The 23,030-nt window shown below is 69.3% G+C and carries 25 protein-coding genes and 3 pseudogenes; 8 read left to right on the top strand and 20 right to left on the bottom strand.

The window, feature by feature from the left end; translation table 11 throughout:
• Positions 1-50: 50 nt before the first annotated feature.
• Positions 51-1,916: a serine/threonine-protein kinase gene (locus tag RBJ77_RS48870; RefSeq protein ID WP_372350858.1), complete on the top strand. Its 1,866-nt coding sequence runs from the start codon at positions 51-53 to the stop codon at positions 1,914-1,916.
• A 32-nt stretch (positions 1,917-1,948) separates the two neighbouring features.
• Here the strand turns inward: RBJ77_RS48870 and RBJ77_RS48875 are convergent, their stop codons facing one another.
• Complete coding sequence (locus RBJ77_RS48875) at positions 1,949-2,956, bottom strand: AraC family transcriptional regulator (RefSeq protein WP_372350859.1); 1,008 nt, start codon at positions 2,954-2,956, stop codon at positions 1,949-1,951.
• An 81-nt stretch (positions 2,957-3,037) separates the two neighbouring features.
• On the opposite strand from RBJ77_RS48875, the gene RBJ77_RS48880 reads away from it, so the two are divergent.
• Positions 3,038-3,874, top strand: coding sequence for an NAD(P)H-binding protein (locus RBJ77_RS48880; protein ID WP_372350860.1), 837 nt, complete (start codon positions 3,038-3,040; stop codon positions 3,872-3,874).
• Positions 3,875-3,913: 39 nt separating this feature from the next.
• Here RBJ77_RS48880 and RBJ77_RS48885 read toward each other — a convergent pair whose 3' ends face one another.
• From RBJ77_RS48885 to RBJ77_RS48905, 5 genes are all read right to left on the bottom strand, one after another.
• Positions 3,914-5,455: a GMC family oxidoreductase gene (locus RBJ77_RS48885; RefSeq protein ID WP_372350861.1), complete on the bottom strand. Its 1,542-nt coding sequence runs from the start codon at positions 5,453-5,455 to the stop codon at positions 3,914-3,916.
• Between the two features lie 192 nt (positions 5,456-5,647).
• A complete protein-coding gene (locus RBJ77_RS48890; protein ID WP_372350862.1) occupies positions 5,648-7,018 on the bottom strand; it encodes an epoxide hydrolase family protein in 1,371 nt (456 codons plus the stop codon).
• Positions 7,019-7,319: 301 nt separating this feature from the next.
• Positions 7,320-8,159 (bottom strand): enoyl-CoA hydratase/isomerase family protein, encoded by an 840-nt coding sequence (locus RBJ77_RS48895; RefSeq protein ID WP_372350863.1) that lies wholly within the window; start codon positions 8,157-8,159, stop codon positions 7,320-7,322.
• Positions 8,160-8,258: 99 nt separating this feature from the next.
• Entirely contained in the window at positions 8,259-8,438 is a 180-nt protein-coding gene (locus tag RBJ77_RS48900; protein ID WP_372350864.1) for a hypothetical protein, read from the bottom strand.
• Positions 8,439-8,796: 358 nt separating this feature from the next.
• A complete protein-coding gene (locus RBJ77_RS48905) occupies positions 8,797-10,134 on the bottom strand; it encodes a PLP-dependent aminotransferase family protein (RefSeq protein WP_372350865.1) in 1,338 nt (445 codons plus the stop codon).
• An 89-nt stretch (positions 10,135-10,223) separates the two neighbouring features.
• On the opposite strand from RBJ77_RS48905, the gene RBJ77_RS48910 reads away from it, so the two are divergent.
• Entirely contained in the window at positions 10,224-10,847 is a 624-nt protein-coding gene (locus RBJ77_RS48910) for a DJ-1/PfpI family protein (protein ID WP_372350866.1), read from the top strand.
• Positions 10,848-11,002: 155 nt separating this feature from the next.
• On the opposite strand, the gene RBJ77_RS48915 is transcribed toward RBJ77_RS48910, so the two are convergent.
• On the bottom strand, positions 11,003-12,286 hold the full coding sequence (locus RBJ77_RS48915; RefSeq protein WP_372350867.1) for an amidohydrolase family protein: 1,284 nt from the start codon (positions 12,284-12,286) through the stop codon (positions 11,003-11,005).
• A gap of 86 nt (positions 12,287-12,372) precedes the next feature.
• Positions 12,373-13,695, bottom strand: coding sequence for a PLP-dependent aspartate aminotransferase family protein (locus RBJ77_RS48920; protein ID WP_372350868.1), 1,323 nt, complete (start codon positions 13,693-13,695; stop codon positions 12,373-12,375).
• Between the two features lie 13 nt (positions 13,696-13,708).
• Here RBJ77_RS48920 and RBJ77_RS48925 point away from each other — a divergent pair, with 13 nt between their 5' ends.
• Positions 13,709-14,146: an Lrp/AsnC family transcriptional regulator gene (locus RBJ77_RS48925; protein ID WP_372350869.1), complete on the top strand. Its 438-nt coding sequence runs from the start codon at positions 13,709-13,711 to the stop codon at positions 14,144-14,146.
• A gap of 205 nt (positions 14,147-14,351) precedes the next feature.
• Here the strand turns inward: RBJ77_RS48925 and RBJ77_RS48930 are convergent.
• Together RBJ77_RS48930 and RBJ77_RS48935 are read right to left on the bottom strand one after the other, a co-directional pair.
• A pseudogene (locus RBJ77_RS48930) lies at positions 14,352-14,491 on the bottom strand (arsenical-resistance protein); the annotation flags it as partial.
• 41 nt (positions 14,492-14,532) lie between these two features.
• Positions 14,533-14,982, bottom strand: coding sequence for a nuclear transport factor 2 family protein (locus tag RBJ77_RS48935; RefSeq protein ID WP_372350870.1), 450 nt, complete (start codon positions 14,980-14,982; stop codon positions 14,533-14,535).
• 307 nt (positions 14,983-15,289) lie between these two features.
• Here RBJ77_RS48935 and RBJ77_RS48940 point away from each other — a divergent pair, with 307 nt between their 5' ends.
• Positions 15,290-16,312 carry an NAD(P)H-dependent flavin oxidoreductase gene (locus tag RBJ77_RS48940; protein ID WP_372350871.1) on the top strand — a complete coding sequence of 341 codons (1,023 nt, stop codon included), beginning with the start codon at positions 15,290-15,292 and terminating at the stop codon, positions 16,310-16,312.
• 91 nt (positions 16,313-16,403) lie between these two features.
• On the opposite strand, the gene RBJ77_RS48945 is transcribed toward RBJ77_RS48940, so the two are convergent.
• From RBJ77_RS48945 to RBJ77_RS48965, 5 genes are read right to left on the bottom strand one after another with little or no spacing between them, the layout of a single operon-like run.
• Positions 16,404-16,766: a hypothetical protein gene (locus RBJ77_RS48945; protein WP_372350872.1), complete on the bottom strand. Its 363-nt coding sequence runs from the start codon at positions 16,764-16,766 to the stop codon at positions 16,404-16,406.
• A gap of 38 nt (positions 16,767-16,804) precedes the next feature.
• Positions 16,805-17,887, bottom strand: a complete 1,083-nt coding sequence (locus RBJ77_RS48950) for a serine hydrolase domain-containing protein (RefSeq protein WP_372350873.1) — start codon at positions 17,885-17,887, stop codon at positions 16,805-16,807.
• Positions 17,884-18,312, bottom strand: a complete 429-nt coding sequence (locus RBJ77_RS48955; protein WP_372350874.1) for a nuclear transport factor 2 family protein — start codon at positions 18,310-18,312, stop codon at positions 17,884-17,886. Before RBJ77_RS48955 ends, RBJ77_RS48950 begins: the two co-directional genes overlap by 4 nt.
• The gene (locus RBJ77_RS48960; RefSeq protein ID WP_372350875.1) at positions 18,309-18,770 is read right to left on the bottom strand and encodes an SRPBCC domain-containing protein; all 462 of its coding nucleotides are present in this window, start codon (positions 18,768-18,770) and stop codon (positions 18,309-18,311) included. The genes RBJ77_RS48955 and RBJ77_RS48960 overlap by 4 nt, the downstream gene beginning before the upstream one ends.
• Complete coding sequence (locus RBJ77_RS48965) at positions 18,767-19,111, bottom strand: ArsR/SmtB family transcription factor (RefSeq protein ID WP_372350876.1); 345 nt, start codon at positions 19,109-19,111, stop codon at positions 18,767-18,769. The genes RBJ77_RS48960 and RBJ77_RS48965 overlap by 4 nt, the downstream gene beginning before the upstream one ends.
• A gap of 471 nt (positions 19,112-19,582) precedes the next feature.
• On the opposite strand from RBJ77_RS48965, the pseudogene RBJ77_RS48970 reads away from it, so the two are divergent.
• Both RBJ77_RS48970 and RBJ77_RS48975 read left to right on the top strand, forming a co-directional pair.
• Positions 19,583-19,972, top strand: a pseudogene (locus RBJ77_RS48970) (IS110 family transposase); the annotation flags it as partial.
• A gap of 9 nt (positions 19,973-19,981) precedes the next feature.
• Positions 19,982-20,194, top strand: coding sequence for a hypothetical protein (locus tag RBJ77_RS48975; RefSeq protein WP_372351536.1), 213 nt, complete (start codon positions 19,982-19,984; stop codon positions 20,192-20,194).
• A gap of 27 nt (positions 20,195-20,221) precedes the next feature.
• Here the strand turns inward: RBJ77_RS48975 and RBJ77_RS48980 are convergent, their stop codons facing one another.
• The 4 genes and pseudogenes from RBJ77_RS48980 to RBJ77_RS48995 form a co-directional block, all read right to left on the bottom strand.
• Complete coding sequence (locus tag RBJ77_RS48980) at positions 20,222-20,440, bottom strand: three-helix bundle dimerization domain-containing protein (protein WP_372350877.1); 219 nt, start codon at positions 20,438-20,440, stop codon at positions 20,222-20,224.
• A gap of 4 nt (positions 20,441-20,444) precedes the next feature.
• Complete coding sequence (locus tag RBJ77_RS48985; RefSeq protein WP_372350878.1) at positions 20,445-20,861, bottom strand: luciferase family protein; 417 nt, start codon at positions 20,859-20,861, stop codon at positions 20,445-20,447.
• A 127-nt stretch (positions 20,862-20,988) separates the two neighbouring features.
• A complete protein-coding gene (locus RBJ77_RS48990; protein ID WP_372350879.1) occupies positions 20,989-21,264 on the bottom strand; it encodes a hypothetical protein in 276 nt (91 codons plus the stop codon).
• Between the two features lie 145 nt (positions 21,265-21,409).
• Positions 21,410-21,553, bottom strand: a pseudogene (locus RBJ77_RS48995) (transposase); the annotation flags it as partial.
• Positions 21,554-21,827: 274 nt separating this feature from the next.
• Here RBJ77_RS48995 and RBJ77_RS49000 point away from each other — a divergent pair.
• Positions 21,828-22,163, top strand: a complete 336-nt coding sequence (locus RBJ77_RS49000; protein ID WP_372350880.1) for a transposase — start codon at positions 21,828-21,830, stop codon at positions 22,161-22,163.
• Positions 22,164-22,293: 130 nt separating this feature from the next.
• Here the strand turns inward: RBJ77_RS49000 and RBJ77_RS49005 are convergent, their stop codons facing one another.
• Positions 22,294-22,893: a YecA family protein gene (locus tag RBJ77_RS49005; RefSeq protein ID WP_372350881.1), complete on the bottom strand. Its 600-nt coding sequence runs from the start codon at positions 22,891-22,893 to the stop codon at positions 22,294-22,296.
• Positions 22,894-23,030: the final 137 nt, after the last annotated feature.

Here is a 23,030-nt window from a genome sequence, read left to right on the forward strand (position 1 = left end):
CAGGTGAGTCCTGGTCACGCCGTGGATCATCCCCTGAGTATCGTCCTTGCATGAACCTTCTGAGCCCGGACGATCCACGTGCGATAGGGCCCTATCGACTCCTCGGAGTCCTCGGGGAAGGGGGCATGGGCCGGGTGTACCTCGCGCGGTCCGCAGGAGGACGCACCGTCGCTGTGAAGGTTGTGCGGACCGAGTTCGCCAGACAGGACGACTTCCAGCGGCGGTTCGCCCGGGAGGTCGACGCCGCACGGCGTGTCAGCGGTCACTGGACCGCGCCGGTCCTGGACTTCGACACGAGTGCGGCGACCCCCTGGGTCGCCACCGGGTACGTACCGGGTCCCGACCTCCAGACCGTCGTCGCCGTCGACTACGGGCCGCTGCCCGAGCACTCCCTGCGCACCCTCACGAACCGGCTCGCGCTCGCCCTGGCGGCCATTCACGACGCAGGTCTCGTGCACCGGGACCTCAAGCCCTCCAATGTCCTGGTCACCGTCGACGGCCCGCGCGTCATCGACTTCGGCATCGCCCGTGCCCTGCACTCCTCGTCCGGGGCCGACTTCCACACCCGCACCGGCATGGTCGTCGGCTCCCCTGCCTACATGTCGCCCGAACAGGCGCGGGGGCTGGAAGTCGGCCCGCAGAGCGACGTGTTCAGTCTCGGGTCCGTCCTCGCGTACGCGGCGACCGGTCGGCCGCCGTTCGGCAGCCCCTCCATCGGACTGCACGCCCAGTTGCTCCGGGTGGCCGAGGAGGAGCCGGACCTGGAGGGCGTGCCGGACGAGCTGCTCGGGATCGTACGCCAGTGCCTGCAGAAGGCCCCCGAGGGCCGGCCCACGCCTGCGGAGCTCGTGGCCCGCACCGCCGCCGAGGAGGTGCGGCCGTGGCTGCCGGGAGAGGTCCTCGAGCAACTGGGAAGGCATGCGGCGTGGTTGCTCGACCTGGATCCGCAGGCTCATGCGTCGGAAGTGCCTACGGCTACACAGCTGGACGTAACGGCGGACCCTCCGACCGATGTACGGCCGGACACCCGACCGGACACTCCGGTGTCCGACGGCCAACCGCCACAGCCGAGCGCCCCGCCCGCGCGGTCACGGTTCAAACGGGCCCGATTCCTCGTCGCTGTCGTCGGTGTGCTGGTCCTCTCCGCCGGTGCGCTGATCGCGGCGAACTCCTGGGAAGGAAGCGGTGAGGACCCCGGTGGCAGCGGCGGTACGGACGGCAGCGGGGAGTCCGCCCCGGCAGCGGTGACCGTGCCCCAGAACTTCCTCGGGGCTTGGGAAGGCGTGCCGTTGAGCGACTCGCGCATCCGCGTCGAGTTCAAGAAGGACGAGCAGCATCTCACGGTCGCCAGGTCCTTCTTCCTGACCGGCACGTCGCTCTGCGTTGTCAACAAGGAGCCCAAGAAGGCGTCCAAGAGCTCGGTTTCCCTGGGTGACGCCCGCAACGAGAACGCCTTCGGCAGCGGCACGTGCACATTCCTGCCGTCGTACACGCTCAAGGCCCGCAGGGACGGCAGACTCAACTTTGCCACCGACAACGGCCGGTACAAGGCCGTCCTCTTCAAGGCCAGGACCGGCGATGCGCCCGTGCCGGAGAAGTACTTGGGGCAGTGGGTGCCCAAGGGCGAGGAGAAGCACCCGACGGCCCAGGTCACCATCGAGCAGGCGAAGACCGGGGACGTCTTCGCCAAGGGCTGGGACAACTCCTCCAAGAAGCACTGCACTTGGAAGGAGATCCTGGTGTTCGTCAACGACACCGGAATCGTCTCCAGACCGGTCTACCGACGCGGTGCGGCGGACCCCTGCGGCAGGGCGCCGACCAGCGCCCGCGGGTACGCCCTCGACGGCTCCGGCATTCTCTCGGTGGGCGGTCGCGCGGCACCGAAGATGGAGTTCGTCCGCAAGCCCGGTGCCTGACTCATAAGTAAGGGCAAGTTCATCAGCCGGGCTCAGGCCGGCGAGTCCGTCCGGAGCGCGGTGGGCTCGCCGGGACCCCTCTGAGGGCGTGCCGGTCGACTGTGGGAGCCGGTCGCGGCTGTGTGCCGGAATCCACTGGGGCTGATGCCGCGGATCCGTTTGAAGGCCGCGCTGAACGCGAACGCGTCGGAGTAGCCCACGGCGCGGGCGACTTCCCCGATGGTGGCCGCCTCGTCCTCGACCAGCAGGTCCGCCGCGAGCGTCATGCGCCAGCCGGTGAGGTAGGTCAGCGGTGGTTCGCCGACCAGGTCGGCGAACCGCTTGGCCAGCGTGGAGCGCGACACCCCGGTGCGTTCGGCCAGGGCGGAGACCGTCCACGGCGCCGTCGGTTCGGTGTGCAGCAGTCGCAGCGCGTCGCCGACCACAGGGTCCCGCTGGGCCGTGTACCACGCCGGTGCCCCACCGCCCGGCCGGTCGAAGTACTCGCGCAGCGCACACACGAGCATCCAGTCCAGGAGCCGGTCGAGGACCACCTGCTGGCCCGGGACGTCGGCGGCGACCTCCGCGGCGAGGTGGCTCCAGATGGGGTCGGATTCGCCGCCGCCGGGCACGCGCAGCACGCCGGGCAGCGCGTCGAGGAGCCGGCGGCTGAGCTCGCCGTGCACCGGGTACGCACCGACGATCAGCGTGGTCGCTCCGTCGTCGGCGTCACCACGGTCGTGCCAGCCGCGGCGGTGCCGGGTGCCCCCAGACTCGGGTGTCGCGCAGTGCTCGCCGCACGCGATGCGTTCGGCCTGCGTGCCCACCTCGTCCACGAAGGCGAACGGCATCGGGCCGCGCACGATCACCGTCTCCCCCGCACGCACCTCCTCGGCCGGGCGATGTTCCGGCACGATCCAGCCCGCTCCGGAGAGGACGGTGCACAAGGTCAGTGGCGCACCGTCCACGAAGTCCAGCGCCCAGGGCGGGGACAGGATCGAGCTGCCGAACAGCGAGCCCTGAGCCCGCACTCCACGTAAGAGATCACCGAACGCGTCCACACCGGTGAGGCTAGACGATGGCAAAGGCCATTCGGCTTCTCACCCATGGAATCGTCCAGGCCGGGGCTGTTGACTGCTGTCATGAGCAACGACAGAGTTCTCGTCCTCGGAGCCACCGGCAAGACCGGCCGGAGGGTCGCCGCCCGCCTGCGGCTGCGCGGCACACAGGTGCGGACCGCCTCCCGCTCCAGCCGGACCCGGTTCGACTGGTCCGACCCCGACGGCTGGGACACGGCGCTGCGTGGCATCACCGCCGCCTACGTGGTTCCTCCGCCCGTGCCCGGCCCGGTACACGAGTTCGTGACGCGGGCCGAGGCCGCCGGTGTGCGGCATCTGGTCCTGCTGTCGGGGCACGGCGCCGACTCCTGGGGCGATTCCACCTTCGGCCTCGAGATGCGCTCGGCCGAGGACGCCGTACGCGGCTCGGCACTGGACTGGACCATCGTGCGGCCGTCGAACTTCAACCAGAACTTCGACGAGGACCTCTTCCACGCCCCGCTGCTCGCCGGCGAGCTGGCGCTTCCGGCCGGAGCGGTCCCCGAGCCCTTCATCGACCTGGAAGATGTGGCCGATGTGGTGGACGCGGTGCTCGCCGATCCCGGGCCGCATGCGGGCAGGATCCACGAGCTGACCGGGCCGCGCGCACTGACCTTCGCCGAGGCCGTCGAGTTGATCTCGCGAGCGTCCGGTCTGCCCATCACCTACAAGCAGATCTCTCCGGCCGAATACATCGGTGCGCTGATCGAGACGAGCTGGAGCGAGGACGACGCCCGGCACGTCGCCGAGATGTTCGCCCTGATGGAGCGCGGAGTGATCGCCGGGGCGACGGACGGGGTCGCCGCCGTCCTCGGACGCGCGCCCCGAACCTTCGAGGACTACGTCCTCCGTGCCGCGGCGAACGGGGCCTGGCGGCGATGACCTCTGCCGCCCCGTCGCTTTCCCCTCCGGACCGCGTCCCTACGCGCGGGTGCGCAGCAGGTCCGCGGCGCGCTCGGCCACCGCGTACACAGTGGCCACGGTGTTCGCCGACGGAATGGACGGGAAGACCGAGGCGTCCGCGACCCGCAGCCCCTCGACTCCGTGGACCCGCAGGTCGGGGCCGACCACGCAGCCGGGATCCTCGCCCATCCGGCAGGTGCCCACCGGATGGCAATAGGAGGCCAGCGTCCGGCGCACGTACGCGCGCACCGCCTCGTCGTCCCGCGATCCCGGCCCCGGCAGAGCCTCCTCACCGCGCCACGGTGCAAGGGCGGGGGCCGCGCCAATCTCCCGGACCAATCGCACACCGGCCACGACCGCTGCCATGTCGCGCTCGTCGGCGTAGAAGTTCGGATCGAGCACCGGCGGGACGTCCGCTGCGGCGCTCGCCAGGCGTACGGTGCCGCGGCTGCGCGGGCGCATGAGGGCGACGCTGATGGTGTAGCCGTTCTCGGGACCCTTGATGGAAGGCAGATGCGTCGGGGCGTCGACGAAGAGGATCTGGAGATCCGGGGCGTCGAGGAGCGGGTCGCTGCGCACGAGACCGATGGCCTCGCCGAGGTTGCTGCTTTCGGGTGCGGAGATCGGCCGGGCTCCGCCGAACACGACGCTGGCGATCGGATGGTCGTGCAGCGCACTGCCCACCCCGGGCAGGTCCAGGACGGTCTCCACTCCCACGTCCGTCAGGTGGGAGTGCGGGCCGACGCCGGACAGGAGCAGCAGCTGCGCGGTGCCGATGGTGCCGGCGGCCAGGACGACCTCGCCTGCGCAGTGCGCGGTCACCGTCTCGCCTCCGGACCGGAACTTCACACCGTGGCAGCGCCCGCCGGTGATCCGCAGGCGATGCACCACGGCGTCGGTCACGACCGACAGGTTGGGACGGCGAAGCGCCGGTGCGCGGTAGGCGTCGGCGGCGCTCTGCCGCCTGCCGTCGACGATGTTCAGGTCCGTGAGGCCGAAGCCCTCATCCAGCCCGCCGCTGATGTCGGCGGCGCGGGGGTGTCCCGTCTGCGCGGCCGCCTCCAGGCACGCCTCGATCACCGGGTGCGCGGGAGCCGCCGGTGCGACCGTGAGCGGGCCGCCGGTCCCGCGCAGTGCGCGGTCCCTGCCCGGAGCGTTCTCGCTGCGCTTGAAGTACGGCAGCAGATCGTCGAAGCCCCAGCCCTTCGCCGCCTCCCCCGCCCAGCGGTCGTAGCCGGAGCGATGACCGCGGGCGAAGACCATGGCATTGATCGCGGACGAGCCACCCAGGCCACGTCCTCGGGGCAGGAGCGTGGCGGTTCCCGTGGCCGCCTGCTCCGCGGTGAACTCACCCCAGCTCGCCGGTCCTTGCAACAAGGTCGGCCACAGGGCGGGCACGCTCTGCGCGGAGAGCGTGCCCGACCCCCCGGCCTCGAGCAGCAGGACGCGCGCGCCCTCGTCCTCGGACAGCCGGGCTGCCAGCACGCAACCGGCGGTGCCCGCACCGACCACGATGAAGTCGTGTTCCGGCCCGGCCGTCCCCTGCCTCGTCGTAGCCATCGACTCGGTCCCTGCTGTCGGAGCGACTGGTGTGAGGGCGTCCTCGCGCTGGGCGGTTCCGTGTCCGTCCGCGGTTCCGCCTCTTTCGGTGCCGCCGCGTCGGCATTCTCCTCCTTCGCGCGGCGCGGCAAGGACGCGCGGATCAGCCATGTCGGCGACGACCGGCGCCGCCCCTCGCGCGGCCAGGGAGGCTCAGGTTCGTCCGCGCAGTGACCTGAAGGCCGCGCGGATCTCCCGGGAGAACAGGCGCGGCTGCTCCCATGCGGCGAAGTGGCCGCCCCGGTCGACCTCGTTCCAGTAGATGAGGTTGCCGTAGGCCCGCTCGCCCCAGCTCCGGGGTGCGGGGTAGATCTCGGCAGGGAACACCGTGACCGCGACGGGGACGGTGGGGATGTCGACGGCGTCGAAGGGGCCCCCGCCGCCGCGCGCGGCCTCCCAGTAGAGCCGGGCTGACGAAGTGCCGGTATTGGTCAGCCAGTACAGGGAGATGGCGTCGAGCATCTCGTCGTAGGTGAGGACCTTCTCGGGTTCTCCACCGCTGTCGGTCCACTCCGCGAACTTGTCGTAGTTGAACGCCGCCATGCCGACCGGGGAATCTGCCAGCGAGTATCCGATCGTCTGCGGGCTCTGGTTCATCATCGCCGCGTACCCGTAGCCGTCGCGGTAGAAGTGCAGCAGCCGGGCATAGGCGGCCTTCTCGCGCTCGGACAGTCCCGCGGGCGCCGGGTCGAAGTTGCGCAGGTGTCGAATGACGGCCGGCGGCACGGTTCCGGGCATGTTGACGTGAATTCCGAGGAGTCCATCGGGGTGCTGGATCCCGAGCTGGTGCGAGATGGTCGCCCCCCAGTCACCGCCCTGCGAAACGTACTTCCGGTAGCCGAGCCGCCGCATGAGCCCATGGAAGGCGCGCGCCGTCCGCGCCGGGTTCCAGCCGGTCGCCGTCGGTTTGGCCGAGAAGCCGTATCCGGGCAGGGTCGGCAGGACGAGGTGAAAGGCATCCTCGGCCCGGCCGCCGTGCGACGTCGGATCGGTCAGTGGACCGATCACCTTCAGCAGCTCGATGACGGAGCCGGGCCAGCCGTGGGTCATGAGCATCGGCAGGGCGTCGCTGTGCGGGGAACGGATGTGGGCGAACTGGATGTCCAGGCCGTCCAGTTCGGTGATGAACTGTGGCAGGGCATTGAGCTCGGCCTCGACCCTGCGCCAGTCGTAGTCGGTGCCCCAGTACTCCACCAGAGGGCGGATCTTGGCCAACTGCACGCCCTGCGTACGGTCGTCGACGGTCTCCCGCTCCGGCCAGCGCGTGTCCCGAAGCCGGCGGCGGAGCGCGGTGATCTCCTTCTGCGGGACCTCAATGCGGAAGGGCCGGACACCATCGACGTGCCGCACCGGGGCGGACGCACCACCTGCTCTCGCTGAGGAGGCGGCGACCGGCTCGCCCGGCGTCGCTGCTCGCGCCCCGCTGGGGAAACCGAACGGGGCGGCGAGGGCACCGCCGGCCGCGAGGTGCAGCAATCGCCGACGGCCGGTACCGGACCGGCCGGAGTTCTCGTTCGCACTCATCGAAAGCTCCTTCTCCCGGTGGCGGATCGTCGTCCGCTGCACCGTTGAGCTGGAATCCTGGATGCGCTCGGAATCTGTGCTGAAGGTCGTTCCTGTCGCCTTTGCGGGCGCAGACGCGTGAGGGACCTCCTTGCGTCGTGCCCTCCTGCGACTCGGGCCCACCGTAGGGATGCGACCGCCGTGCGGTGAGTGCCTTGTCAGCCTTCCGCCAACGATCACTGATCTGTCCGCCAGGGCGGTGCGCACATCGAGTGCACCCGAAGGGCGCCGGGGCCATGACCGGCAACTGTGTTCCGCCCTCTCAGTCGGCGTCCTTCAGGTCGCTCAGCGCGTCACCGAGGTGCAGCTCGGTGTTGCCGCGTGTCTGCAAACCCTGGCGGAACAACTCCGCCGTGCGCCGCTGCGCTGTCTCCCCCCGCACCAACTGCTGGAACAACGCGGCGTCCGCGCGCACGTCGGCGACCGCGGGCAGGCTGATGGCGTTGATGGCTTCCTTGGCCGAGACCAGCGCATCGTGCGGGAATCCGCCGATGCGCGCGGCCATGGCGGCGACGAACTCGTCCAGTTCGGCGTCGGGGATCGCCCGGTTGATCCAGCCGTAGCGTTCGGCGAGTTCCGCATCGAAGTCGGCCGACGTCAGTACGGCCTCCAGGGCCCGGCCCCGGCCCAGCAGCCGCGTGAGGTGCTGCAGGGCGCCTGCCCCGGGCGGTGCGCCGATGCCCACCTCGGGCTGGCCGAGAACGGCGTTCTCCCGCGCGGCGAACCGCATGTCACAGGCCAGGAGGAACTCGCTGCCCGCCCCTCGCGCGCGTCCGCGCACCTTGGCGATGGTGATGACCGGCACGCGGCTCAGCTTGTGGAACAGCATGCCCAGGGAGGCATCGCCCGGTCCCCCGGCCTTGCCGGCCTCCGCGGTGTACTCGGCGACTTTGGTCATGTCGACGTGCGGGAAGAAGAAGTCCGGATCCGCGCTGTCGAAGACCACCACGCGCAGCCTGCCCGGCCTGGCGAGCTCCTCCACCAACACGACCAGGTCGCGCACCACCGCGGGCCCGATGAGATTGACCGGCGGGGCATCGAAGGTCACGGACAGGACCCCGCCGTCCAGCCTGGTGCGAAGCGTCTCGTGCGAGGCGGTCATCGCCCCTCCTCTGAGCCCGGAGCACGCCGGTCGGATGCCAAGGCCGGCGCCGACGATGGTGTCACGTCCGCGCTCGAGCTGCCCGCGGCGTCTCGCGGCTCACCCGGGCGTCTGTCGTGCGGCTCCTTCGCCCGGCTGCTCCGCGAGCCACCGCAGCGCCGACAGGCTGGGCATGAAGAGGTACTCACCGCCGCGCAGCACATTGAACGTCTCGATGCCGTGGACGCGGTGGCGGACGGGCTGTTTGGGGATGGTGAACGTGGCGCCCTCGTCCTGCAAACCCGACGTTCGGGTCGCGCTCGGTCCCCAGGTCCATGAAGTTACCGCTGTTGATCCACTCCTGTTGCAGGAACTCCATGGTCGCCATCGCCTTACCGCTCAGGAAGATGAAGTAGATGCCGCGCGGCACCTCGTCCTCGGTCTCGGAGAGTGCGTCCGGGTCGTACGGCGCGCCGTAACTGGTATGGCTCAGGGGCGCGAGGTGAGCGCCGGAAGGTGTGCGGGTCCGCCAGCCGGATCGGGAGGGGGCCGGGCAGCCGCCACGGGATGGGTTCTTCGTGCGGCCGCCTCTCCACTCAGACGTCTACCACCGGCCGCCGAGGCCCTGCAACGGGTCAGGGACGGAAACAGGCCGAGGTCAGGCGTAGGCGTCCTCGACGGCGACGCTGCGCACGGTGCGCAGCGTCGACCGGAGGCTGTCCAGATCGGTGGAGCCCAGGGCCAGGCGGATCGCCTGTGGTGTGTGCGTCGTGGTGGCGAAGGGCTCGGCCGTGCTGACCGAGATGCCTCGGCGCGAGAGAGCGGCGGTCACGCGGTCGGCGCGCGCATCGTCGGGCAGTGGCAGCCAGGTGAAGTAGGACGAGGGATGGCCGATGTGCGGGAGGTCCGCCAACTCCTGCCTGACGAGCGCCTGGCGCGTCTTGGCGTCGTCTCGTTTCCGCGCTTCCAGGTGGTTCACCGTCCCGTCGTCGAGCCAGCGGCAGGCGATTGCGGTGGTGAGGGCGGGGGTGTTCCAGGTGGTTGCCCGGATGGCGCGTTCCAGCGAGGGCACCGCGGACGGCGGGGCGAGGACGAAACCGACGCGCAGGCCGGTGGCGATGTTCTTGGACAGACCCGAGACGTGGACGGTGATGTCGGGGGCGGTTGTGACCAGGGGCGGTGGAGGGTCCTCGGCCAGGTAGGCGTACGAGGCGTCCTCGATGATGAGGGGACCGTACTGTCGGGCGATCTGGACCAGGCGAGTGCGGTCGGCTGCCGGCACGACCCAGCCCAGAGGGTTGTGCAAGGTGGGCATGGTGTAGATCGCGCGCACCGGGCGGGTCGCGCAGAGTTGCTCCAGGGCATCGATGTCCGGCCCGTCGGCGGTGGTGGGGACGGGCTCCAGGTCGAGTTGGAGGGTGTGGGCGAGCACTTTGAAGCCCGGGTAGGTGAGTGCGTCGACCGCGACGACGTCCCCGGCGCTCAACATGGCCATGACGGTGATGGCCAGTCCGTGCTGGGCGCCATTGGTGATGAGGATCTGATCCGCGTCCGCGGAGATTCCCCGTCGTCCGAGGTGTCGTGCGATGGAGGCCCTGTCCTGTGGACGCCCGCGGTGCGGTTGGTAGTTCAACAGCGAGTCGAGATCACCGGAGCCAGCCACCTCGCGCAGAGCCTGCCGCAGGAGATCGGCCTGGCCGGGCAGCGACGGGTAGTTGAAGTTCAGGTCGACCATGTCCGTGGCGACGGCCTGCTGGTCGATGCCGTGACCGGCGGGGACCGCGATGTCGCGCACGAACGTGCCGCGGCCACGCTCCCGACTCACCAGGCCCATCGCTTCCAGCTCCGCGTACACCCGGGTCGCGGTCACCACGGCGATGCCTTCGCGGGTGGCGAGAGCGCGGTGGGTCGGCAACCGGAAGCCCGGGGCGAGGCGCCCGGTCCGGATGTCGGATGCGAGCGCGTCGACCAGCTTCTTGTATCGCGCGGCTGCCATGCACCGCATTGTATCCATGACAATTCTTTGACTGTCCTACATGCGGGTCCCTACCGTCGAGTTCCGCTCCTCCGGAAAGGACAGCCGTCGTGCACATCGCCATCCTCACCTTCGAGGGCTACAACGAGCTCGACTCGCTGATCGCCCTCGGCGTGCTCAACCGCATCAAGTCCGACGACTGGCGCGTCACCATCGCCACCCCCACACCCAAGGTGACGTCGATGAACGGTGTGGCCATTGAACAGATGTCCACCCTCGAGGAGGCGTGCGCCGCTGACGCCGTCATCGTGGGCAGCGGCATCGCCACCCGCGAGGTCACCGAAGACCCGGGCATCATGAATGTCCTGCACGGCCTGGACCCCTCACGCCAGCTCGTCGCAGCCCAGTGCTCCGGCGCGCTCGTGCTCGCCAGGCTCGGCCTACTCGACGACATCCCCGCCTGCACCGACCTCACCACCAAGCCGTGGGTCGTCGCCGCCGGCATCGAGGTCCTCAACCAGCCGTTCTACGCCAAGGACAACATCGCCACCGCGGGCGGATGCCTGGCCTCGCACTACCTCGCCGCATGGGTCATCGCCCGCCTCAAGGGCCATGACGCCGCAGAAGGCGCGCTGCACTATGTCGCGCCGGTCGGCGAGAAGGAGGAGTACGTCGAGCGCGCCTGGCGCAACATCACTCCCTATCTGCCCGCGGTTGCACCGGCGGTCGTCTGATCTGCCGGTCGCAGACAACGGCCGACCAGGAAGCCGCGAGTGCCGACGCACATGCGGTCTCGTCCCCACCACTGGGCATCGGTCGAGCAACCCCGCCGCTCAGGACCGATGTTGGCGAGGTTGCTCGCGCCCGGAGCCTCCGATGACGTTGTCGGTCACTCCTGGGGGCTCCAGGTGCCGTCGAGGGGAACACCGGCGGCTGCGGCAACACGGTCGCGCGAATCCAGCAGGCGGTGCTTGAGCGGGGCCACGTCGACGCCGACCAGCGCTCCGTCGCGCTTCACGATGCGTCCGGCGACGAGGACGGTGTCGACGATGCCGGGGTGCCCCGCGCTGACGACGGTGCCAGCCGGGTCGGTGACCGGGAAGACGGTCAGGTCGTCGGTGCGCAGGACGATGACGTCGGCGTCCTTGCCGGGTGTGATGCTGCCGGTCCGGTCGCCGAGGCCGCAGGAGCGGGCGGCGTCGATGGTGGCGAAGTGGAGCAGGTCGCGTGCACGCAGACCGCCGTCCAGGCCGCGCTGGGCGGAGAAGGCGGTGCGCATGGTGGAGAACATGTCGCCGCCGACCGAGGGGACCACGTCGATCGACAGGGTGGGGCGCAGGCCGACGGCCAGGGCGCGGCCGGTGAGCGGGGCACCGAAGCCCATCTTCAGCTCGACGTCGGGGCTGACGGACAGGAAGCTGCCGGCGTCGGCGAGCATGCGCAGTTCGTCGTCGCCGATGCCGTTGCCGTGGACGAAGGTGGTGGTGGCGCGCAGCAGGCCGTGCCTGTGCATGTCGTCGATGGGGCGGTGGTCGCCACCGGTGTGGAGGCTGGTGCGCAGGCCGAGTTCGTCGGCGACTTTCAGTTCCCGTGCGAGGGTGTCGATACCGGTGTCGTCGGCTCCGCGCAGGCCCCAGGCCATGGTGACCAGTCCGTCGCCGTCGAGTTGGGAGCGGACGCGGCGGATGTCGGCTTCGACGGAGATCGGCGTGGCCCATCCGGCGCCGAGGCAGAACACCGACCGCGCGGGGGCTTCCTGCAGGGCGGCGACTGCGGCGTCTTCGTGGGGGTGGCCCTGGGCGACGTGGTACCAGTCGAGCATCGTTGTGATGCCCGAGTGCAGGGCTTCCAGGCGGCCCAGGAGGGTGGCCGCGTACACGTCTTCAGGCGTGTAGTGGGGCTTGACGGTCCCGTGCATGGCCTTGGCCCACTGGGCGAAGGTCCAGTCGGCGCCGATGCCGCGGAACGCGGTCTGCCAGGTGTGGCGGTGGTTGTCGACGAAGCCGGGCATGACGATCCGGTCGGATGCGTCGATCATTTCGGCATCGGGCGCGTTGATACGCTCGGCAACCTCGATGATCTTGCCGTCCTCGATGAGGACGGCGCCGTGGGCCAGGTCGCCCACGGCCGGGTCCATGCTGATCACGGTGCCGCCGGCAAGCAGAGTCTTCATGAGAGGAAATCCTTCAACTTCAGTGGTGCGAGGGCCTGCCTCCCCGGCCTGCCGCCGCGGGCGGGCAGGCCGGGGGCCCGGCCTTGTCACGGGATCGGCGGGGCGGATGCCTTGTCGGCCGCGGTCAGGACGTCGGCGACGAGGTCATTGGTGTCCTCAGTGCCGGCGGCCAGTCGGACGAGGCCGGGCGGAACGGCGTCGGTGATCTGTTGGTCGCTGAGCATGCCGCGCCACATCGAGGCCGGGTGTACGGCGAGGGACTCCACGCCGCCGAGGCTGGCCGACCGGCGGGGGTAGCGCAGGTGGCCGAGGAAGGCGTCGGCCACCTCGTAGCCGCCGCAGAACTCGACGCTGAGCACGCCGCCGAATCCGCTCATCTGGCCGATGGCGACCTTGTACTGGGGATGGCTGTCCAGGCCCGGGTAGTGGACGCGGCTCACGGCCGGGTGTTCGCGCAGGGTAGCGGCCAGTGCCCTGCCGTTGTCGTTGTGGCGCGACATGCGCAGGGGCAGGGTCCGCAGGCCGCGCAGCAGCAGCCAGGCGTCGATAGGGCCGAGGGTGGCGCCGGTGAGCAATCCGGTTTCCCAGACACGGTCCAGGATCTCGGCGGGGCCTGCGACGGCGCCGGCGGAGACGTCGGAATGTCCGTTGAGGTACTTCGTCGCACTGTGCCAGGTGACGTCGATGCCGAACTCGGCCGGACGCTGGTTGAGCGGGGTCGCGAAGGTGTTGTCCGCCATGGTAATCACCCCATGGGCGCGCGCCAGTTCGGCCACCGCTCGCAGGTCGGTGATCTGCAGGAGCGGGTTGCTCGGGGTCTCCACCAGGATCAGGCGGGTCTTCGGGGTCAGGGCCCTCGCCCATGCGTCCGGGTCGGTCTGGTCGACCAGGGTGGTCGTGACGCCGAGTCGGGGCAGCAGGTTCAGCAGCACCGATGCGGTACCACCGTAGGTGGAGCGCTGGCCGATGACGTGGTCGCCGGCCGAGATCAGGGCCAGGACGGCGGTGGTGAGCGCCGCCATCCCGGAGGCGGTGACCATGGCCGCCTCGGTGCCTTCCAGTTCGGCGACGACGGCAGCCACCTGTGCATGATTGGGGTTGCCGAAGCGGGTGTAGAAGTCCTTGCCGCGCGGCTCGGCCGCGCCCCGCGCGAACGTCTCGGCGTCCTCGGCGGAGAAGGCCACGGTCTGATAGATCGCAGGCGCCACTGCACTTTCGGGATGTACGTGGCGGTCGGCGTGCACGGTGACCGTGGTGTTGCCCGGCATGGCTGCCCCTTCCGAGATGCGACGCAACGTCCCCTCCACTGTGGTGGCCGCTCCGGCACCCCGAGACGCCTGGACGCAATCTTGGCAAGATATTGCGCCCAACTGAAACATGTCCTTGTGCAAAACCAGCCGAGTCAGCAATATTCTGCTACTCATGGATGATGTGGATCGGTCGATTCTGGCCGTACTCGAACGCAATGGGCGGATCAGCAACAACGAGCTCGCCGCTCAGGTAGGACTGTCTCCCTCGCCGTGCCTGCGGCGGGTACGCAATCTGGAGGAGGCCGGGGTCATCCGCGGCTACCGGGCCATCATCGACCCGGCTGCGGTCGACCGCGGGTTGCGGGTGCTCGCCGGGGTCCGACTGGCACGGCACACCCGCCCGGAGGTGATCGCTTTCGAGGAGGGCGTGATGGCACTGCCCGGTGTCCTGGCCTGCCACCACATCACCGGCAGCTTCGATTACCTGATCCAGGTCGAGGTGGCCGACCTGCCCGCGTACGAGGAGTTCCACGCCAACCAACTCGCCGCACTGCCCGGCGTGGCCACGGTCAACAGTTTCGTCATCATGAAGACGCTCGGCACTCCCTGACTCACCCAGCGATGGCCGGGCGGGCAGGGCAGGTCAGGCAGGAGACGCCCTTCCATGTGAAGCCGTCCTGACCGCTCTCGCCCTGCTCGGCCGACGCGGACCATGATGGCGACCAGCAGCTTGGAGAGGCCCAAGGGCCGATCCCCGGGAGGAAGACGATGTCGTTGCTGGCGGTGTGCCAGACGGAGACAGCCAGTTCCTAGCCTCGAGCAAGGCCGAGCCACCTGGGCAGCAAGCCGAGGTAGAGCCGGCCGAGCAGGCCGAACGCGACGCCTGGAAAACGGAGTTGAGGGCGACCAGCACGGCGACCGCCTCGCGGTCGCCGCAGGCCGAGTCGTTCCACCGGAAGGCAGCGCAGAGCTGCCGGGCTGGGCTCAGCCGCGTGCCTACCCCTCCGGCGCGGCAACGGTCGCGACGGTGTCCAGATAGAACCGAACCCATGCCAGCCGCCCGTCGCGGACACCGTGGATGGCCGCACCGCGCGCCAGATACAGTTTTCCGTCTTGCGTATTTCCGCGAATCTCCCACTCGCTCCAGATCTTGTCCCCGTCCGCAACGGACTGCAGGACCGTCCCCACGAGATCCGGAACGTATGCGAAGAGCCCTGACCAGTTCTTCCTAACCCCCTCGCGCCCGACGAAGTTCCTCTCGGGGTGCAGTGGGAGCTCGGAGACGAAGTCCTCCGTGAAACAGTCGACGAATGCGTCCACGTCGTGCGCGTTCATGGCCAGTTCCATGCGCCGCAAGATGTCCGTCGCACTCATCGTGTTCTCCAGTCCGGTCGGCGAAGAAAGACGCTGTTTGTGTCCGTTGAGGATGTCAGCAGTGAAGGCCATGGCGCACAGATCACTGTCCCCGACGGCCAACAGATCACAGCCCAGAGCGATGTCGCCCTCACGGAACGGTCCGCCCGCACGCTGGCTCGTCCTTCGCCCCAACCTGCACCGCACTCTTGCCTCCTGGCGCGACCCGTGGCTACCTGGCGACGGCACAGTTCGACGCACAGAAGATCGCCGACGCCTCCGCCTCTCCCCCGATCTCCTCCGGCCAACACAGTCGCCACCGTCTACGCCGTGGCCGAGCAAGCCGCGGACCTGATCCGCGCAAGGCGCTGAACGCTTCCGCTCCGGGAGGAACTTCCACATGAACGCACTGTCCACCAGGTTCACCGAGCAGTTCTCCGTTCAGTATCCGCTGGCCTGCGCCGGCATGGCCTTCGCCGGTGGTACTGCCAATCTGGCCATCGCGGTCTCTGCGGCCGGCGGCATCGGTGCCGTGGGCGCCGCGCTCCTGCCCACCGATGAACTGCGCCGCCTCATCCACGAGATCAGGAAGGGCGTCGGAGACGCCCCGTTCAACGTCAACCTGATCAGCTACTTCGACAACACCGATGCCGTACGCATCTGCGCCGAGGAGCAGGTGCCGATCGTGTCCTTCCACTGGGGCCACCCGCCGGCGGACCAGCTCAGGCAGCTCCGTGAATCCGGCGTGTCGGTGTGGGAGCAGGTCGGATCCGCCGACGCGGCCAAGCACGCCGTCGACGACGGTGTGGAGGTGGTCGTCGCCCAGGGCTGGGAAGCGGGCGGCCACAACTACGGAGGCCTGCCGACCATGGTCGGAGTTCCGGAGATCGTGGACGCCGTCGGGGACGATGCCCTCGTCCTGGCCGCGGGCGGAATCACCGACGGCCGCCAGGCCGCCGCGGCCCTCTGTCTGGGCGCCGACGGCGTCTGGGTCGGCACCCGCTTCGTCGCCTCGGCCGAGGCGCAGGTGCATCCCGAGCAACACCGCCGCATGCTCGCCGCCCGGGGCGAAGACACGGAACGAAGCCCGATCTTCGGCCCCGAATGGCCGGACTTCAACCCCATGCGCGTGCAGCGCAACCGCGTGGTCGCCGAATGGACCGACCGGCTCGACGAGGTACCGACCGTCCGGGACACCCTCGATCAGGTCGGCACCACGGTCTTCCTCGGAGAGGAGCAGGTGCTGCGCAAGTTCAGTGTCCTGCCGCCCCTGCCCGCGACCGAGGCCGACTGGGAGGAGATGCCCTGGCTGATGGGCCAAGGCGTCGGCCTCATCCACGACGTGCAGCCGGCGGGAGACATTGTGCGGACCATGATGAGCCAGGCCGAACAGGTCCTGACCGGGCACCGGACCTCGTCGTAAAGCCCCTCCCGGCCGACGCCACGCATCGCGTACAGCCGGTCCCGTTCACTTCTGCACCTCCAGGCCGGAAGAACTGGAGGTGTGGGGGGTCTCAGCCCCGCGCCGAGGGAATCGTGAAGGTCGGAGTCCGCGGGGTCAGCTTCTTCGTGTACGCCTTCAAGTAGGTGTCGAGGTATGGCGAGCGCTCGCCCTCGGTGGCCTGGTCCTTGGAAGGGTCGTCTACGGAGAGGTCGAGGCGCGCACCGGTCACCTCGATGCGGTCGCCGGTCGGGGTGTCGATCCACCCGCCGTCCTGGACGGTGCCGGTCTCGACGGCCAGGGAGTGCCCGGCCTTCAGCCACCAGTCGGTCGACTTCAGGTCCATGGCGACGTGCCCGGAGGCACCGGCGAGGGCGACTTGCTCGTCGAACATGACAGCGGAGCCGTCCGGTGCGACGTCGTACAGCTTGACCATGACGCTGCCGCGCCCCTCGGTGCCTGTCGGCTTCAGGCCTACCGGCCGAGCTCGGCGGTCACGATGTCCGAGAGGCGTTGTGCGGTGGTGAAGTCGGGGGTGAGGCGGTTCTTGGTGAGTGCGAACGACGTCCCTGTGGCGGGGTCGGCGTAGGCGTAGCTGCCTCCGCCGCCGGGCCAGCCGAACGTGGTCGGTGCCTCGTCCGGCGGGGCGCCGATGCGGCCGAGCGGGTAACCCAGGGCCAGCCGCGCCGGGTTGCCGAAGACCTGGTCGGTGCCTTCGAAGGCGGGAGCCGACAGCTCCGCCAGCTGGTCCGGGGCGATCAGCCGGCCGTCCAGGACCGCCGCGTACACGGTTGCGATCCCGCGTGCGGTGAAGGTGCCCACGGATGGGATGTCGGCCTGGAGGACGGTGGAGTTGTTGCCCATCGAGGCCCGGGGTTGACGTTCCCACGGCGCCAGGACGCTGTTGTGCTCCGCCGGCTCGGCGGGGTGCGGTTCGGCGTCCTCCAGCCGGGCGAGGCGGGCGAGTTCGGCCGGGGGGACGCCGAAGTACAGCTCACCGGTGATCCCGAGGGGCGCGGCGATCCAGTCGTGCAACAGCCGCCGCACCGGCCGCCCGGTGACCCGGCGCGCGATCTCGCCGACGAGGAAGCCGAAGGTGAAGGAGTGGTAGCCGGTCCGGGTGCCGGGCCGCCACCGTGGCTCCGCCCCGGCGAGCGCCGCGCACACCCGCGGCCAGTCGGCCAGGTCGTCGGGGCCGAGCCCGCCCGGCATCGCCGGCACACCCACCGTGTGCGTCAACACATGGCGCAGGGTCGCGGTCTCCTTGCCGTACGCCCCGAACTCCGGCCACACCTGCGCCACCGGTGTGTCGTAGCCGACCAGATCGTCCCTGACCAGCAAGTGGGCGATCAGCGCGGCCAGACCCTTGGCGGTGGAGAAGCTAAAGAACAAGGTCTCCGGGGTCACCGGCCGCCCCGTCGCGCGGTCGGCGACACCGGCGACGGCATCGACGAGCCGATGACCCCGGTGGTGGACGGCGACCTGCACGCCGGTCTCGGCCCCACTGCCGACGAGTTCGTCCAGGACGTCCTGGATCCGTTGCTGGAGGGTCGTCACAGCTCACCGCGCAGTACGGCGTGGCCGGTGTCGGCGTCGAAGGGCACCGACGCGTGCTCATGCACGATGGTCCAGGCGCCGTCCTGCCGGCGCAGACAGCTCGTCGCGCGCACCCACATGCCGACCTCGGTGCCGTCCCGCATCGTGCCGCTGATCCGGACCAGGAAGTGACAGAACGCGAGATCGCCCTCGGCGGTGATCTCCAGGTCGCGGATCTCGTGCCCGATCCCGGTGCCGTACAACGCGATCCAGCGCTCCAGCCGGTCCGTCGGATCCTCGTCGCGGTGGACGAACGGGCCGACCGCGTCGAACAGCACGAGGCCGTCGTCGTAGGCGGCGGCCGCGGTGGCGGCGTCGCGGCGGCCGAACGCCCGCGTGCGGGCCTCCAGCAGTGCGCGGATCTCCCGCTCGCTGTCCCGGCTCATCGTGGGGCCACCTCACGGCCGAGGGCGTCCAGCCAGTCGCCGGTGCCCCGTTCGCGCCACTCCGGCTGTTCCCGGCCGTCCAGGAAGGTGCCCTGTTCGGTGAGGAGCAGGCGGGTCCCGTCGCCGTCGCGGGCGAACCGCACGGTGGTCAGGGACACGGTCGACAGGACCTCGTCGGTGAACAGGGCCGTGGTGTAGACGATGCGCTCGTCGGGGACGATGTCGTGGTACTCGCTCCGTGCGACGAGACCGCCCTCGTCGCCGCCCCCGTCGCCGTCACCTCCGTGCACGACCTCGGTCCCGCCGACCCGGAAGTCCAGCGAGTAGCGGCCGTCTCCGGCCGCGAACCACTTCGCCTTCGTGTCGCGGTCGGACCAGGCCGCGAAGACCGCGGCCGGGGAAGCGGTGTAGGTCCGCTCCAGTGTGAACGTGCTGTGTTTCACCGAGTGGCCGGTCATGATCCTGACTCCTTCGACTGATCGTCGAGGACCGCGCCCAGACGGTCCAGGCGCTGCTCCCACGCCGCGCGCTGGCGCCGCAGCCACGCCTCTGCGTTGCGCAGGCCCGCCGTGTCGATCTGGCAGGTGCGGACCCGGCCGACCTTCTCCGACCGTACGAGTTCGCTGTCCTGCAGCACCCGTAGATGCTGGACCGTCGCGGCGACGGTCACCCCGAGCAGGGTCGCCAGCTCGCTCACGGTGGCCGGACCACGGGTCAGGCGCTCGATCATCGCCCGCCGGTTCGCGTCCGCGAGTGCGTGGAAGATCCGGTCCGCAGCCTCCGCCTCACGCTTAAGCATGTACTTAACTTTAGTCGCCGGGTCCATAAAGTCAAGTGGAGACTTAAGTGTCTGGCCGTGTTGGTGACGGGCGCCAGTCGGCGGGATGAGGCTCTTGGGCCGCGCGTGATCGGTGGACGGGATGCCGGATCGGCGGGCATCGTCCAGGGAGGGACCGGCAAGGCCACGGAGGCGGCCGGAACCGGCACGGGCTCCCGGTGGAGGGATCGACGGCCGGCCGCTACCACTTCACAGTCCGTCACGGTGGCGAGAGCCTGGCCGCGGCGCCCCCGTTATGTTCTCCGCGGTCCTGCAAGAGGGCCGCTGGCCTCCGGGCCCGGGAGGTGTCGTCGGAGGCGCTGATGAAAGGGTCCGGCCACCGTCCGGTCCGGTGCAATGCCGGGCAGTTCGCGGGCGGCAGGTCTGCATGACGTGGATGCGCGAGAACGACACCGAAGCGCAGGCCGGCCGCACCAAAGGAGTTGAATCACGATGTTCGACACCGGCGACATCGGCGTGTTCCTCGGCCTGGACGTCGGCAAGTCCGCCCATCACGGCCATGGGCTCACTCCGACCGGCAAGACGGTCTTCGACAAGCCGTTGCCCCACAGCGAACTCAAGCTGCGGGCCGTCTTCGACAAGCTGGCCGCGAAGTTCGGCACCGTCCTTGTCGTGGTGGACCAGCCAGCCTCGATCGGCGCCCTGCCGCTGACCGTCGCGAGGGAGGCGGGCTGCAAGGTCGCCTACCTGCCCGGACTGGCGATGCGGCGGATCGCCGACCTCGACCCGGGCGAGGCCAAGACCGACGCGAAGGACACCGCGGTCATCGCGGACACCGGCCGCACCATGCCGCACACCCTGCGATCGCTGGAGGTCACCGACCCTGGAGGCATGACGAGTGCACCGATGGTCGTCCACCCGCCGCTCGGCGCGGGCGGTCGGCGGGTGACTGCGCGCGGCGAGGTCCTCGGCCTCGCGCACTCCGACGCGGACGTGTTGGAGTTCCTGCGGCGGGCTGGGCTGGAGGGCGGGGAGCAGCTCCTTGATGACTCGGCATGGGTGAAGTGGCGGGGCGGGCATGCGCACCACTACGAGGCGGCGTGAGGGTTCCTGCTCTGCCCGCCCTCGTGCCTATCCGTCGTCAGAACCTGGGTTCATCCGTGATAGGACCGTGCGGGCTTTGCGTTCCACGAGGACCGGAACGAAATCGCGTATCGGCACGTCGTCGAAGCGGCTGTATGCCTGGCCTACGGCTGTCTCGACGTCGGCGGGGCTGTGCGTCGCGCTGTAGATGTTTGTCAGGCGCTCAACGATGCCGCGGATGGTTTCACCTTCGGATGTGTCGGTCACGGTGTCACCTGCCTGAGATCTTGCCTTCGGTTTCTACCTGGTTCCCCCGTGGACTCGAACTGCTGCGAGAGGCGTTGCAGCGTGCAGGAGTGCCATTGCCCAGAACCGGCCACGAGCGGTGGGCCTGCAGCGCGAGACTCACCAGCGTTGCCAGTAGGTCAATGTCCGCCGCAGCGTCGAGATGGAGAGTCACCCATGGCGAGTTGGGGACCAGCTGGGCCGGGCTTGCTTCCCGGAGGTGATCTTCGAATCGCCGGATGGCCCCTTCTGTCAGATGCAGGTCAACATCAGTGTCGGAGTGGAAGTGGGCGATCTCGGCGTGGGCCGAGGTGAGTGCCCTACCGATGCCGCAACCTGGCTCCGCCTCGGTGAGGTCAGGCCAAGTCGCAAGTTGCGCGAACGCACGCGCGGCCAGCGTCATATACCCATGATGGTCTGCTCTTTGAGCGGCGGCCAACGTGTGAGGGATCCGTAATCAATATGAAGCGCGATCCGTTCCGGTCGCTCAGGAACGGACCGAATCGATTCGTCACGAGATGTTCCATGTTTCAGAACCCGAAGGGTACCAACCCTTGCCCCCGGACCTTGAGTTCGGCCTTGGCCGCGTCGAACGAGCCGGCGGTGAAGCCCCCCGGGAGACGATCTTCGATCCTGAGCTGAGTGTCTTCGTCATTGAAGATCTCCCACGCGACATACTCGTCCTCGGCGGTGATGACGCCGTGCCAGGTATTGCCAGTGCCCCTGGTGGAGATGTCGAGCACGGCTGTGACCGGGTACTCAGTGCCGCTGGCGATGACGGTCGCAGGGCCGTCGTATGTCGTCATGTAGGCATGGTGGACGACGTCGGCACGGCCGAGCCGAGGGTTTCGAGCCTGATTCCGCCTCGTCCGAATCAGTCCGCACCCCGGTCGGCCCAACAGCTCTGGGCTGATGCCCACGGGCGCCGGTTCAGCCCCGCGAAGGGGCACACCACTGCACGCCCGTGCGCACCCGGTGCAATATCCCGTCGATCACCTGCCGATGGTCTCGCCACCGGCCACAACGCCTGTTGCTGACTGGCAGGAGCGGCCACAGCCGTTGCCACTCGGCATCCGTCAGATCACCCCGCCTCATACCCGGGCCATCGCGCAAGGCAGGGGCGAGTCACATGATCGACCGGACAGCTCATCCCTGCAACCGCACAGACCACCCAGGGAATGGACCCCGAGCGCAGCTGTTGGCGAGAACCGTCAACTAGTACTCCAGCAGCGGTTCGCTATCTGGCCTGGTCAGAAGCGTCGCCGGGAGTGTAGTTGGCTGATGGCGGATCAGGGACCGTGTTGGCAGATGACCCTTCCAACGAGTGGATGGAGAACTGTCTGGGCTGTGAGCCGGGCAGCCTCCCGGCGTGATCGACGACCTCCCGGACGCAGCCTGGGACCGGGAACTCAACGACCTCTTCCTCCGTATCGGGCACCGCTTCGGACGCGCCGACCTACGACGCCGCATGCGCGACTACGTCCGCGCCCTACTCGGTCCGGTCGGCCGCAAGAACGGCTGGCAACTGGCCGAATACGCGGGCCACCACACCCCTGACGGCCTGCAGCGGCTGCTGAACGGGGCTACCTGGGATGCCGACAACGTCCGCGATGACCTACAGACATACCCGCGGTCCGCCTCGCGGCCGGTCTCTTTTCGTTGGTGGCGGGGTTCGATGAGGGTGGCTTGGCTGTCGCCGCGCTGACGTTCTCTTCGCGATGCTCCACGGCGGCACACCTCCTACCAATCGGACTGCATCGTGAACAATGCAACGAGGTCCGTAAGGCCTCTGATCGCCGCAGCCGAGCAGGAGGTCGCCGTACCCGCCCAGGAGTTCATTTCGGCTTTTCCTGCAGGGCACCGGGACGCCCGCAGCAGTGCTTGAACTTGCGCCCTGTGCGCATCGCGCAGGGGCAGGCGCTGTTCCTTCCGGGTCGTCTCACCGTCAGTGGCACCGTGGCTCCCACTGTTTGCCCCATAGCCATCGCACGGATCAGATGTTTGTCGTCGTCGGCCACCATCCCCGTCAGGTGCCGGCCGACCACCACGATCAATGCTCCGCGGGCTGCGTACCGGTACCAGTGTGGCGTGAAGCCGAGTCGCATGCCTGTCAGCAACTCCCCGCCCGGGCCGGTGAGCGAGAGCTTGTTGCCCATCAAGCAGGCTCTGACCTGGTCGCCCTGGGTAGGCGGGATCGTACTCAGGTCGAGCCCGCCCCCGTCGTGCACTTCCAGCATGGGGCGCAGGTCGATGAAGCCCGCCTCTCGATAGCTGTCGAGCATGAGGTCCTGGAGGCCTTCGCCGCCCGGTGCCCCCGGTGCCATCAGACCGCCGTGACAGTCGAGGATCACACCGGCCGTGTCGTCTCCGAGCACGATGCACTCCGCATCAACCCTTGTCGTGACGACCTCCTTCGGCGCCTGGGTCATCTCCACGATCCGAGAGCTCGCACAGTTGCTGTGGGCCAGGCGTGGGATGTGATGGCCCGTCTCCTGGTGTCGTAGCAGCAGGAGTTCGGAATCTGCAGACTCATCGATCCGCAGATCACATGCCACGCAGGACTGTCGGGAGA

This window comes from Streptomyces sp. KL116D, from assembly GCF_030766975.1.
Lineage (GTDB): Bacteria > Actinomycetota > Actinomycetes > Streptomycetales > Streptomycetaceae > Streptomyces > Streptomyces longispororuber_A.

Bases quoted from the DNA above. Each gene is read 5' to 3' on its own strand.
- RBJ77_RS48975 (WP_372351536.1), top strand. From the start codon at position 19,982: ATGACGAGTGCACCGATGGTCGTCCACCCGCCGCTCGGCGCGGGCGGT.
- RBJ77_RS48885 (WP_372350861.1), bottom strand. From the start codon at position 5,455: ATGGCTACGACGAGGCAGGGGACGGCCGGGCCGGAACACGACTTCATC.
- RBJ77_RS48895 (WP_372350863.1), bottom strand. From the start codon at position 8,159: ATGACCGCCTCGCACGAGACGCTTCGCACCAGGCTGGACGGCGGGGTC.
- RBJ77_RS48935 (WP_372350870.1), bottom strand. From the start codon at position 14,982: ATGGCCTTCACTGCTGACATCCTCAACGGACACAAACAGCGTCTTTCT.
- RBJ77_RS48890 (WP_372350862.1), bottom strand. From the start codon at position 7,018: ATGAGTGCGAACGAGAACTCCGGCCGGTCCGGTACCGGCCGTCGGCGA.
- RBJ77_RS48955 (WP_372350874.1), bottom strand. From the start codon at position 18,312: ATGAGCCGGGACAGCGAGCGGGAGATCCGCGCACTGCTGGAGGCCCGC.
- RBJ77_RS48965 (WP_372350876.1), bottom strand. From the start codon at position 19,111: ATGCTTAAGCGTGAGGCGGAGGCTGCGGACCGGATCTTCCACGCACTC.
- RBJ77_RS48905 (WP_372350865.1), bottom strand. From the start codon at position 10,134: ATGGCAGCCGCGCGATACAAGAAGCTGGTCGACGCGCTCGCATCCGAC.
- RBJ77_RS48985 (WP_372350878.1), bottom strand. From the start codon at position 20,861: ATGACGCTGGCCGCGCGTGCGTTCGCGCAACTTGCGACTTGGCCTGAC.
- RBJ77_RS48915 (WP_372350867.1), bottom strand. From the start codon at position 12,286: ATGAAGACTCTGCTTGCCGGCGGCACCGTGATCAGCATGGACCCGGCC.
- RBJ77_RS48960 (WP_372350875.1), bottom strand. From the start codon at position 18,770: ATGACCGGCCACTCGGTGAAACACAGCACGTTCACACTGGAGCGGACC.
- RBJ77_RS48925 (WP_372350869.1), top strand. From the start codon at position 13,709: ATGGATGATGTGGATCGGTCGATTCTGGCCGTACTCGAACGCAATGGG.
- RBJ77_RS48940 (WP_372350871.1), top strand. From the start codon at position 15,290: ATGAACGCACTGTCCACCAGGTTCACCGAGCAGTTCTCCGTTCAGTAT.
- RBJ77_RS48945 (WP_372350872.1), bottom strand. From the start codon at position 16,766: ATGGTCAAGCTGTACGACGTCGCACCGGACGGCTCCGCTGTCATGTTC.
- RBJ77_RS48880 (WP_372350860.1), top strand. From the start codon at position 3,038: ATGAGCAACGACAGAGTTCTCGTCCTCGGAGCCACCGGCAAGACCGGC.
- RBJ77_RS48870 (WP_372350858.1), top strand. From the start codon at position 51: ATGAACCTTCTGAGCCCGGACGATCCACGTGCGATAGGGCCCTATCGA.
- RBJ77_RS48990 (WP_372350879.1), bottom strand. From the start codon at position 21,264: ATGACGACATACGACGGCCCTGCGACCGTCATCGCCAGCGGCACTGAG.